The sequence below is a fragment of the Gemmatimonadetes bacterium SCN 70-22 genome, assembly GCA_001724275.1.
Lineage (GTDB): Bacteria > Gemmatimonadota > Gemmatimonadetes > Gemmatimonadales > Gemmatimonadaceae > SCN-70-22.
This window is the reverse complement of the sequence record MEDZ01000040.1, coordinates 18,808-30,739: the sequence shown is the minus strand read 5'-3', so window position 1 is coordinate 30,739 and position 11,932 is coordinate 18,808. Positions and strand designations below refer to the sequence as shown.

The window sequence follows — 11,932 nt, the reverse complement described above, 5'->3', positions numbered from 1 at the left end:
GTCATGAAGGCGTGCGCGTCACCCGTGGTCCCGCCATGGGCGGTGACGACGAGCTCGTGCAGCCCCGGGACCAGGAGGGTCACCGGGACGAGGGTGAGGAACATCGACAGGGCGATGAGGACGCGAGTGCGCATGGGGAGGAAAGCTGGCATGACCCGCGAGCGCTCCGCAACGCAACGCGGGAGGTGTGCCGCATCCCGCGCCAGCGGCGTAGCTTCGTTGGTGGCGCCACGTCGTCCCGCACGGCGCGCGCGCGGGTATCACCGAAGCTACGAAGCGTCGAAGCCAGGCCGGCCACGTCCGGCATCGTTCCCGATTCCGCCCGATTTCCCCGCCCACCATGTCGACCCCTCCCCTCCTCCGCACGGCGACGCTCCTTGCCGGCATTGCCGCGGGCACCCTGCTCCTCGCCCCCGCCGTGGTCCGGGAGGCCGGGGCGCAGGGGGTGCGCCGCCCCGCCGGCGCGCGCGGCGTGGCGCCCCGGACGGACGCGTCGGCGCCCATCCCATCCGACCCGGCGGTGCGCGCCGGCCGCCTGCCTAACGGGATGCGCTACTACCTGCGGCGGAACGCGCGCCCGGCGCAGCGCGTCGAGTTGCGCCTGGTGGTCAACGCCGGGTCGGTGCTGGAGGATGACGACCAGCGCGGCCTCGCCCACTTCACCGAGCACATGCTCTTCAACGGGACGCGGCGCTTCCGCAAGAACGACATCGTCTCGTACCTGGAGTCGATCGGCGTGAAGTTCGGCGCCGACCTCAACGCCTACACCGGCTTCGACGAGACCGTCTACATCCTCCCGGTCCCCACCGACAAGCCCGGCCTCCTGGAGAAGTCCTTCGACATCCTCGAGGACTGGGCGCACGGCGCCCTCTTCGACTCCACCGAGGTCGTGAACGAGCGAGGCGTCGTGCTGGAGGAGTGGCGCAGCGGGCTCGGGGCCGACACCCGCATTCGCGACAAGCAGTTTCCGGTGATCTTTCGGGGGTCGAAGTACGCCGAGCGCCTCCCGATCGGCCTCCCCGAGGTGATCCGCAACGCCACGCCAGGGCCGCTGAAGCGCTTCTATCGTGACTGGTACCGGCCGGACAACATGGCGGTGGTGGCCGTGGGCGACGTCGACCCGGCGCGGCTGGAGCGACTCGTGCGCCAGCACTTCGGCCGCCTCGCCGGGCCGGCCCGCGAGCGCCCCCGCCCCACCATTGCCGTCCCGCCTAACGACTCCGCGCTCGTCACCATCGCCACCGATCCCGAGGAGCAGGCCGGATCGGTCACGGTCCTCTACAAGCACCCGCCCGCCCTGGTGCGCACCGTGGACGACTACCGGCGATCCCTGGTCGGGCAGCTCTACAACTACATGCTGAACCAGCGCCTGGCCGAGATCGCGCGTCGCCCCGACGCGCCGTTCGCCTTTGCCGGCTCCGCCTTCGGGAGCTTCGTCCGCGCCACCGACGTCTACCAGCTGCAGGCCTCGGCCAAGGTGGGGGGGATCGTCCCCGCCCTCGAGGCGATCCTGCGCGAGGCGCGGCGGGTGGACCAGCACGGTTTCCTCCCGGCGGAGCTGCAGCGCGCCACGACCGCGGTCCTCCGCTCCTACGAGCGGGCCTTCGCCGAGCGTGAGAAGACCGAGTCGGCCAGCTACGTGGAGGAGTACGTCGGCACCTTCCTCACCGGCGAGCCCTCGCCCGGCATCGAGTGGGAGTACCGGCAGGTGCAGCGGCTGCTCCCGACGGTGACCGTGGACGAGGTCAATGCCCTCGGGCGCCGCTGGATCACCGATCGCAACCGGGTGGTCGCCATCTCGGCCCCCGCCCGCGACAGCGCCACCGTCCCCGACGAGCCGGCGGTGCTCGCGGCCTTCCGCGACGCCGACAGCGCAACCGTCACTCCGTACACCGAGGTCGTCTCCGACGCTCCCCTCGTTGCCGATGTCCCGCCCCCGGGGCGCGTCGTCGCCGAGAGCACCGTCGCCGACCTCGGCGTCACGCAGTGGACCCTGTCGAATGGGGTGCGCGTGATCATGAAGCCCACCGACTTCAAGGCAGACGAGGTGATGATGCGCGGCTGGAGCCCGGGCGGGTCGAGCCTGGTCAGCGATGCCGACTACGCCTCGGCGGTGCTCGCCACCACCGTGGTGGAGCGCGGCGGGCTCGGCGCATTCAACGCCACCGAGCTGTCCAAGAAGCTGGTGGGGAAGCAGGCGCGGGCCAACGCGTACATCGACGCGTTGAGCCAGGGGATCGCCGGCGGCGGCTCGACCAAGGATCTCGAGACGCTCTTCCAGCTCACCTACCTTCGCTTTGCCGCGCCACGGCGTGACTCCGGCGCCTTCGCCGCGTTCAAGGCGCAGGTGACCCCGTTCCTCGCCAATCGCTCCAATTCACCCGAGGCGGTCTTCGCCGACAGCGTGCTGGTCACGATGGCCCAGGGGCACCCGCGCGCGCGGCCCTTCACCCAGGCGCTCCTCGACCAGGCCGACCTGGACCGCGCGTACGACATCTATCGCGACCGCTTCGGCGACGCGAGCGACTTCACCTTCGTCTTCGTGGGGAGCTTCACCCCCCAGCAGCTGCGCCCCCTGGCGGAGCAGTGGCTCGCCACCCTCCCCTCGACGCACCGGCGGGAGGGGTGGCGCGACGTCGGGATCCGTCCGCCGTCCGGGGTCATCGACAAGGTCGTGCACAAGGGAGTCGAGCCCAAGGCGTCGACGCTCGTGATCTATCATGGCGCGACGACGTTCTCGCCCGAGACGCGCTATGCGCTGCGGGCCCTGTCCGACTACCTCGAGATGCGCCTGCTGGAGAACCTGCGCGAGGCGTTAGGCGGGACGTACTCGGTGAGTGTCGGGGGCCAGGCCACCCGCCTCCCGCACCCGGAATACTCCGTGACGATCCAGTTCGGCTCGGCCCCCGGCCGCGCCGACTCGCTGTTCCGGAGCATCGTCGCCGTCATCGATTCCACGAAGGCCGGGCACATCGCGGAGGGGGACGTCCAGAAGGTGCGCGAGCAGCAGCAGCGCACGCTCGAGGTGGACCGGCGCGAGAACGGCTACTGGCTGGCGAACATCGCCGCGCGCCTGGAGAACGAGGAGGATCCCCGGGGGCTGCTGCGGTACGAGGCCTTCATCCGGGGACTGACCGCCGCGCAGTTGCAGGCGGCGGCGCGCCAATTCCTGGATCCCGCCAGCTACGCGCGCTTCGTCCTCCTCCCCGAGTCGCCCACGCCGTAACACCGCCGCCGAAGCTGCGCGGGGCGCCTCGCGCGGGACGCGCCACCCCTCTGGCGGCGGGGGGGCCGGGCGTGTCAGGATATACCCGACCCGGCTCCAGCCACCCCCCGACGACAGTATGGGTGCGTGGGCGAGAGATTGGCGGGCACGTCGGCGGTCCGCATGATACCACTATATGCGGACGCGGTTATGTATTTCCCCAACACCCCGCCCTCTTCCAGGTGCAGCGCATGAGCGAATCCCGGAGCGCCCCTGCCGGACCGGCCGCCGCGGCCGCCAGGCTCGAGTCGTTCAGCTACGATGACGCCATCGTACGCAAGTTCCTGTTCGCGACGATCCTGTGGGGCTTCGTCGGGATGCTCATCGGCCTCATCGTCGCCATCCAGCTGGCGTATCCCGAGTGGAACGTCGCCCCGTGGCTCACGTTCGGGCGGTTGCGTCCGCTGCACACGAACGCCGTGATCTTCGCCTTCGCCGGCAACGCGATCTTCACCGGCGTCTACTACTCCACGCAACGGCTGCTCAAGGCGCGGATGTACTCCGACGGGTTGAGCGCCGCGCACTTCTGGGGGTGGCAGCTGATCATCGTCGCGGCCGCCATCACCCTGCCGCTCGGCTTCACGCAGGCCAAGGAGTACGCCGAGCTCGAGTGGCCCATCGACATCGCGATCGCGGTCGTCTGGGTCATTTTCGCCGTCAACTTCGTGGGGACGATGCTCAAGCGCCGGGAGCGCCACCTGTACGTGGCGATCTGGTTCTACCTGGGCTCGATCATCACCGTCGCCCTCCTGCACATCTTCAACAACCTCTCGGTCCCGGCGGGACTCTTCAAGAGCTACAGCCTGTACCCGGGCGTGCAGGATGCGCTGATGCAGTGGTGGTACGGCCACAACGCCGTGGCCTTCTTCCTCACCACGCCGTTCCTCGGGCTGATGTACTACTTCATGCCCAAGGCGGCCGAGGGGCCGGTGTTCAGCTACCGGCTGTCGATCCTGCACTTCTGGACCCTGGTCTTCATGTACATCTGGGCCGGGCCCCACCACCTGCACTACACCGCCCTTCCCGAGTGGGCCTCCACGTTAGGCATGGTCTTCTCGGTCATGCTCTGGGCGCCGAGCTGGGGCGGCATGATCAACGGCCTCCTTACGTTGCGCGGCGGGTGGCACAAGGTCGCCGACGATCCGATCCTCAAGTTCCTCGTCATCGCCCTCACCGGCTACGGGATGTCGACCTTCGAGGGGCCGATGCTCTCCGTGAAGGCGGTCAACTCGCTGTCGCACTACACCGACTGGACCATCGCCCACGTGCACTCCGGGGCCCTCACCTGGAACGGCTTCCTGACGTTCGGGATGATCTACTGGCTCGCCCCGCGCCTGTTCCAGACGGAGCTGTACAGCAAGAAGCTGATGAACACCCACTTCTGGATCGGGACCGTCGGCATCGTGCTGTACCTCGTCTCGATCTACTCCGCCGGCGTCACGCAGGGGCTGATGTGGCGCGCCTTCGACGAGACCGGGCGCCTGCAGTACCCCGACTTCGTCGAGACCGTCGCCCGGCTGATCCCGATGTATTGGGTGCGCGTGGTGGGCGGGACGCTCTACCTGACGGGCGTCATCATCTTCGCCTACAACGTCCTCAAGACGTGGGCCAGGCGCCCGGCGGCCTACGCCGTCCCGGTCATCCAGGCCCCCGCGCTGGCCAAGGCGTACACACCCGAACCGCTGCGCCCCGGGGTGGACGTCCCGGCCACGGCCTGGGGGCGCTTCGTCAACCTCACCTTCCACCGGTCGTGGGAGCGCGCCCCGATCCTCTTTACCGTCCTCACGACGGTGGCGGTCGTGGTCGCCTCGCTCTTCGAGATCCTCCCGACCTTCCTCATCAAGAGCAACGTCCCGACCATCGCCTCGGTCAAGCCGTACACGCCGCTCGAGCTCGCGGGGCGCGACATCTACATTCGCGAGGGGTGCGTCAACTGCCACTCGCAGATGATCCGCCCCCTGCGCTTCGAGACCGAACGCTACGGCGAGTATTCCAAGCCCGGCGAGTCGGTGTACGAGCATCCGTTCCTGTGGGGGTCGCGCCGCATCGGTCCCGACCTGGCCCGTGAGGGCGGGATGAAGAGCAACCTCTGGCACCTGCGCCACTTCCAGAATCCGCGCGAAGTCAACGCCAAGTCCATCATGCCGGCGTACTCGCACGTCATCACCGACGACCTCGACTTCGCCTCGATCCAGCGTCGGGTCGACGCCATGGCGATGCTGGGCGTGCCCTACGGTGACGCCGTCAACGCGGCCCCCGAGATGGCGCGCGCCCAGGCCAGGACGATCGCGGCCGACCTGGCCGCGACCGGTGGCGGCGACGGGTTCGAGACGAAGGAAGTGACCGCCCTCATCGCGTACATGCAGCGCCTGGGCAAGGACATCCAGGGGACCGGGGCCGTCGCCACCAAGCCTGTCACCGGAGCGTCGGCACCCACCGGCGGGCAACCATGAGCCTCACCGAGCTGATGAGCGGGGCCAATCTCGATGGCTACGCCCAGGTCTCGCTCATCCTCTTCCTCTTCGCCTTCGTGCTCATCGTGTGGCGCATCTTCTCGCCGCGCAACAAGGCGAGGTACGACAAGGCGTCCCGGATGCCGCTGGACGACGAGACCCCCCAGGAGCCGCGCGAGCGCGGAAAGTGACCATGGCCGACCATTCGACCGAATCGCACCTCATCGAGCACACCTACGACGGGATCCAGGAGTACGACAATCCGCTCCCGCGGTGGTGGGTCTACCTGTTCTGGGCCACGATCGTCTTCGCCATCCTCTACGCCTTCAACGTCGTCCCGGGAATCGGGGTGGGTAAGGGACGGATCGCCAACTACGAGGCCGACATGGCCGCGTGGCGCGCCGCGCACCCGCAGGACGCGGGCGGGGCGACGCCCGAGCAGCTGGCGGCCCTCGTCGCCGACCCGGCGGCGATCGCCACGGGGAAGCAGGTCTTCGCCACGAACTGCGCGTCGTGCCACCGTCCCGACGGCGGGGGGATGATCGGCCCCAACCTCACCGACGACTTCTGGATTCACGGCGGCACGCTTCCCGATATCCGGAAAACCATCGCCGACGGCGTCCTGGCCAAGGGGATGCCAAACTGGGGAAAGCTCCTCAAGCCCGACCAGGTGAACGCGGTCACCGCATACGTCGCGTCGCTCAAGGGGAGCAACCCGCCCAACCCGAAGGCCCCTGAGGGACAGCCGGTTTCGCAGTGAGCAGCCCAGCCCTCGCGCCCAAGGCGCAAGGTCGGGTCCTCCCGACCATGAACGAGGACGGATCGCGGCGCTGGATCCGTCCCAAGCCATCCGACGGCCAGTGGCTGACGCGTCGCCGCGTGGTGGCGTATGCGCTGATGGTCGTCTACCTCGCCCTCCCGCACATCGACATCAACGGCAAGCCGGCCATGCTGCTGGATGCCGTGCGCCGCGAGTTCACCCTCTTCGGCTACACCTTCCTTGCGACCGACACCCTGCTGTTCATGCTCCTGCTCGGGGTCCTCGTCCTCGCGATCTTCACCTTCACCGCCCTCTTCGGGCGCGTCTGGTGCGGATGGGGGTGCCCCCAGACGGTGTGGATGGAGTTCGTCTTCCGCCCCATCGAGCGCCTGGTCGAGGGCGGGCGCATGGGCTCCATCAAGATCGATCGCTCGGGGAGTCACCTCAACCCGCGCCGCATCCTCAAGAACGTCATCTACTTCGCCATCGCGCTCGTCCTGGCCCATACCTTCCTCGCCTATTTCGTCGGCGTGGACCAGCTGAAGGTCTGGGTCACGCAGTCACCGGTGGACCACCCGTCGTCGTTCGCCGTGATGGCGGTGACGACGATCCTCGTCTTTCTCGACTTCGCCTACTTCCGCGAGCAGACGTGCACCATCGCCTGTCCGTACGGGCGCTGGCAGTCGGTGCTGCTCGACCGGAGCTCGCTCGTCGTGGCGTATGACTTCGGGCGCGGCGAGCCGCGCATGAAGGGGACGAAGAACCGGCAGGCGAGCGCCGGCGATTGCATCGACTGCAATGCGTGCGTCGCCACCTGTCCCACCGGCATCGACATCCGCGACGGCCTCCAGATGGAGTGCATCCACTGCACCCAGTGCGCCGACGCCTGCGACGCCATCATGACGTCGATCGGGAAGCCGACTGGGCTCATTCGCTACACGTCGCGCGAGATCCTCGAGGGCGAGAAGCCGCACCTCCTCCGGCCGCGCACGATCATTTACCCGGCCGTCTTTGCCCTCGTCCTCGGCGCCTTCGTCTGGCAGCTCGGCACCAAGGCCACCGCCGACATCACCCTGCTCCGTTCCATCGACCGCCCCTTCACCGAGGAGGCCGACGGCCGCATCGCCAACCAGGTGCGGCTGCGCATCGCGAACCGGAGCGGCAAGGACCAGCGCTACCGGATCGAGGTCGTCGGCGCGGAGGAGGGACAGGTCGTGATTCCGGTGAACCCCTTCCCGGTCGCCGAGGGGCGCACGGAGACGACCTCGTTCTTCGTGCTTCTCTCGCGTGATGCCTTCGCCGCTGGCGACCGGATCATCACCGTCAGGGTGAGCGATGGCGACGACTTCACCGGCGACTTCCCCTATCGACTCCTCGGCCCTCGCGCCGGCGCCCGGAACGGCGAGCGGCACGAGTCGCCGGCGCACGAGGGCGACGACTCCTCGCACAAGGACGAACGATGAAGCGTGGCATGCAGTGGCCCATCGGCATCGCCGTCATCCTCGCGATCACGGTCATTGGCAACGTCTGGCTCGCCGTGCTCGTCAGCCGGGACGAGGCGTTCGCGGTCGAGCCGGATTATTACCAGAAGGCGGTGCACTTCGACGACGAGCTGGCGCTGCGCGCCGAGAGCGCGCGCCTGGGGTGGCGCGTGGTGCCGCAGCTGCAACTGGGGACGCCGTCGCGCGCGGGCTCGCTCACGGCCACCGTGACCGACGCGTCCGGCGCCCCGCTGACCGGCGCCAGGGTCGAAGTCCTGGCCATGCACAATGCCCGCGCGTCGCACCAGTTGACCGCCAGGCTGTCCGAGTCGGGGAACGGCTCGTATTCGGCCCCGCTCGATGCCCAGCGCCCGGGGGAGTGGGAGCTGCGCTTCACCGTGACGCGCGGAGGCGATCGCTTCGCGGTGCGAGAGCGCGTCGACGCCCCGCCGCCGCACTCCGACTGACGTCATGTCGCTGGCGCTGTCGCTCGGGATCCTCACGGCCTCGCTCCTGGGAAGCCTGCATTGTGCCGGGATGTGCGGCGGGTTCGTGTGCTTCTATGCGACCGGCGCCGACGGGCGCGCCGGGGGAACCGCGTCGCACGCGGCCTACAACCTGGGGCGCCTCGTGTCGTACCTGTCGCTGGGGCTCGTGGCGGGGATCGTGGGACAGGGGCTCGATCGTGCCGGGGCCCTGGTCGGCGTCTCGCGCGCCGCGGCGGTGGTCGCCGGCGCGCTGATGATCGCCTGGGGCGGGTCCATCCTCCTGGCGTCGCGCGGCGTCCGCGTCCCCCGCCTCGAGGGACTCCCGCTCGCTCGCAACCCGTTAGGCGCGCTGCTCGGGCGCGTGCGGGAGCGCTCGCCCGAGGTGCGCGCGGCCGCGACCGGCCTCCTCACCACCCTCCTTCCGTGCGGCTGGCTCTACGCCTTCGTGCTGGCCGCCGCCGGGACGGGGAGCGTGGGCGCCTCGCTGGCCACCATGGCACTCTTCTGGGTCGGGACGCTCCCGGTGATGCTCGGCGTCGGCTACAGCGCGCAGCGACTGACCGGTGCATTCCGGGCGCGGCTCCCGCTGGTCACCGCCGCTGCCGTGGTGGTGATGGGCGTCCTCTCCATCACCGGGCGCATGCGCATCGACCCCGACCGGCTCGCGGCCCGCGCCCGCCAGATGCAATCGGCCGGCCCCCCGGCCCCGGCGCATGGCCGGCGTCATTAGCCCCCCGACCGGCACCGGCCCCGCCGCCCGCGCCCGCACGGACGTCCTCGTGGACGACGCCGGGGCGTCGCGCGCCGACGTCGCGTGCGCGCACTGCGGGCTTCCCGTCCCCGACGGGTTCGTCGACCCGGGCGCCCCCGCGCAGTTCTGCTGCGGCGGCTGCCGCACCGCCCATGCGATCCTGCACCAGCATGGGCTCGACCAGTACTACGGCTTCGCCGACCGCCGCGCCTCGCCCGTCCGCGCGTCGGGGCGTACGTACGAGGAGTTCGACCACGAGGCGTTCCACGCGCTCTACGTGACGACGACGCCCGAGGGGCTGTCGCGGGTCGAGCTGTTCCTCGAGGGGGTGCACTGCGCGTCGTGCGTCTGGCTGGTGGAGCGCGTCCCGCTCCTCCTCCCCGGCGTGGCGCGCGCCGAGCTCAACATCGGCCGCTCGCTGGCCGCGATCGAATGGGACCCGGGGAGCGTCGCCCTCTCGCAGGTGGCGCGCTCGCTCGAATCGCTCGGCTATCCCCCGCACCCCTATCTCGGGGTGCGGCGCGACGAAGTGCGGCGCAAGGAAGATCGCGCCGCGCTCATCCGGATCGGGGTGGCCGGCGCCATCGCCATCAACGTCATGCTGGCGGCGGTCGCGATGTACAGCGGATGGCTCGCCGACGGGCTCGAGGCGCCGTACGAGCGCTTCTTCCGTTGGGTCTCGCTCGCCCTCACGATCCCCGCCATCATCGGTCCCGGGCGCGTCTTCTTCGCCGGCGCGTGGGCGGCGCTCCGCGCCCGCGCGTTGCACCTGGACCTCCCGATTGCCATCGCGCTGGGCGCAGGCTTCGTGCGCGGCGCCGTCAACACCCTGACCGACACGGGCCCCATCTACTTCGATGGGGTCACGGTCCTCGTCTTCCTCCTGCTGGTGGGGCGGTACCTCCAGCAGCGGGGGCAGCGCGCCGCCACCGACGCATCGGAGCTCCTGTACTCGCTCACGCCGCGCGGCGCGCGCGTCGTGGACGGCGACGGCAACGCGCGCGAGCTCCCCGCCGCCGCGCTCCTTCCCGGGATGATCCTGGAGGTCCGCGCCGGCGACACGATTGCGGCTGACGGCGAGGTGACCGAGGGGCGGTCGGCGGTCGACCTCTCGCTCCTCACCGGCGAGTCGCGCCCCGTCACGGTGGAGAGCGGGGCCACCGTGTACGCCGGGACGCTCAACGTCTCCTCCCCCATCCGCGTGCGCATCGAGCGGGCGGGCGAGGAGTCCCGCGTCGCCCGCCTCCTGCGCCAGGTCGAGGAGAGCACCCGGCGGCGCGCCCCGGTGGTGATCCTCGCCAACCGCCTCGCCGGGTGGTTCGTGGGCGTCGTCCTGGTCCTCGCCGTCGTGACCTACGTGGTCGGCGCCCGTGTCGACCCGTCGACCGCGCTCGACAACGCCATCGCGCTCCTCGTCGTCACCTGCCCCTGCGCGCTGGCGATGGCGACGCCGCTCGCCGTCACCGTCGCCGCCGGCCGCGCCGCCCGGCGCGGGATCTTCATCAAGGGTGGCGATGCCATCGAGGCCCTCTCGCACCCGGGCACCTTGATCCTCGACAAGACCGGGACCGTCACCGAGGCGCGCGTCTCCCTCGTGCGCTGGGAAGGTCCCGAGTGGGTCAAGCCGCTGGTCCTCGCGCTCGAGCAGGAATCGACGCACCCGATCGCCGAGGGATTCCGCCGGGCCCTGGCCCCCGGCGCCGAAGTGCGTGACCTCGCCCCGCCGGCATCGCCCATCGTCGAGGAGTCGACGCACGTCGCCGGGGGGGGGATCATGGGGCGCGTGGCGGGACGCCACCTGATCGTAGGCTCTCCGTCGTTTGTCAACCGGCGCGCCATCACCGCGGACGACGCCGCAGACGACGCCGGGCACGACGCCGGGGACGACGCCGGGGGCGGCGATGTCATCGACGACACGCTCACCCCCGTCTGGATCGCCGTCGACGGTCGGCTGGTGGCGCGGGCCGGCATGGGCGACCCCGTTCGCCCCGACGCCGCGAGCAGCATTCGCGCATTGCGCGAGGCCGGCTGGACGGTCCGCCTCCTGTCCGGCGACGCCGAGCCCGTGGTGCGCGCCGTCGGGGAGACGCTCGGGATTGCCGCTGCGGACTGCCGCGGACACGCCACGCCCGAGGAAAAGCTGCAGGTGGTCGAGGCGCTCGTCGCCGCCCGCGAGCGCGTGGTGATGGTCGGGGACGGCGTGAACGATGCCGCGGCCATTGCCGCCGCCACGGTCGGCATCGGCGTCCACGGCGGGGCAGAGGCCTCGCTCGCCACCGCCGACGTCTTCCTGACGACGCCGGGGCTGGCACCGCTCGTGGAGCTCGTGCACGGTGCCAGCCACACCATGCGCGTCATCCGGCGCAACATCGCCTTCTCGCTCGCCTACAACGTGGTCGGCGTGGCGCTCGCGGTAACGGGGACGATCAACCCGCTCGTCGCCGCGGTGATGATGCCCCTGAGCTCGCTGACGGTGGTGCTGGGCTCCTGGTACGGCCGCACCTTCGAGCGCCTCCCGGCGCGGCGCGAGGGGAGCGAGATTTCGGCATGAGCATCCTGTACCTCGTCCTCCCGCTCGCCCTCGTGATCGTCCTCGCGGCGGTGCTTGCCTTCATCTGGGCGGCACGTCGCGGGCAGTTCGATGACCTGGAGACGCCGGCGCTGCGGATGCTCCACGACGACGACGCCCCCCGCAAGGACAAGTCGAAGGCATAGCCGGCGCGGGCGCGGCGAC

Annotated in this window: 9 protein-coding genes; all 9 read left to right on the top strand. The window is 70.4% G+C overall.

The window, feature by feature from the left end; genetic code table 11:
- Positions 1 to 340 precede the first annotated feature (340 nt).
- The 9 genes from ABS52_16210 (at position 341) to ABS52_16170 (ending at position 11,913) form a co-directional block, all read left to right on the top strand.
- Positions 341 to 3,226 carry a hypothetical protein gene (locus ABS52_16210; GenBank protein ID ODT01865.1) on the top strand — a complete coding sequence of 962 codons (2,886 nt, stop codon included), beginning with the start codon at positions 341 to 343 and terminating at the stop codon, positions 3,224 to 3,226.
- A 230-nt stretch (positions 3,227 to 3,456) separates the two neighbouring features.
- Positions 3,457 to 5,718: a cytochrome C oxidase Cbb3 gene (locus ABS52_16205; protein ODT01864.1), complete on the top strand. Its 2,262-nt coding sequence runs from the start codon at positions 3,457 to 3,459 to the stop codon at positions 5,716 to 5,718.
- Positions 5,715 to 5,909, top strand: coding sequence for a hypothetical protein (locus tag ABS52_16200; protein ODT01863.1), 195 nt, complete (start codon positions 5,715 to 5,717; stop codon positions 5,907 to 5,909). Before ABS52_16205 ends, ABS52_16200 begins: the two co-directional genes overlap by 4 nt.
- Before the next feature lie 2 nt (positions 5,910 to 5,911).
- Positions 5,912 to 6,478 carry a hypothetical protein gene (locus ABS52_16195; protein ID ODT01862.1) on the top strand — a complete coding sequence of 189 codons (567 nt, stop codon included), beginning with the start codon at positions 5,912 to 5,914 and terminating at the stop codon, positions 6,476 to 6,478.
- A 47-nt stretch (positions 6,479 to 6,525) separates the two neighbouring features.
- Complete coding sequence (locus ABS52_16190) at positions 6,526 to 7,941, top strand: cytochrome c oxidase accessory protein CcoG (GenBank protein ODT01861.1); 1,416 nt, start codon at positions 6,526 to 6,528, stop codon at positions 7,939 to 7,941.
- Entirely contained in the window at positions 7,938 to 8,426 is a 489-nt protein-coding gene (locus tag ABS52_16185; protein ODT01860.1) for a hypothetical protein, read from the top strand. The genes ABS52_16190 and ABS52_16185 overlap by 4 nt, the downstream gene beginning before the upstream one ends.
- A gap of 4 nt (positions 8,427 to 8,430) precedes the next feature.
- The gene (locus ABS52_16180) at positions 8,431 to 9,177 is read left to right on the top strand and encodes a hypothetical protein (protein ID ODT01859.1); all 747 of its coding nucleotides are present in this window, start codon (positions 8,431 to 8,433) and stop codon (positions 9,175 to 9,177) included.
- Positions 9,161 to 11,749, top strand: coding sequence for a hypothetical protein (locus ABS52_16175; GenBank protein ID ODT01858.1), 2,589 nt, complete (start codon positions 9,161 to 9,163; stop codon positions 11,747 to 11,749). Before ABS52_16180 ends, ABS52_16175 begins: the two co-directional genes overlap by 17 nt.
- Positions 11,746 to 11,913 (top strand): cytochrome oxidase maturation protein, cbb3-type, encoded by a 168-nt coding sequence (locus tag ABS52_16170; protein ODT01857.1) that lies wholly within the window; start codon positions 11,746 to 11,748, stop codon positions 11,911 to 11,913. The genes ABS52_16175 and ABS52_16170 overlap by 4 nt, the downstream gene beginning before the upstream one ends.
- The last annotated feature ends 19 nt before the right edge of the window (positions 11,914 to 11,932 follow it).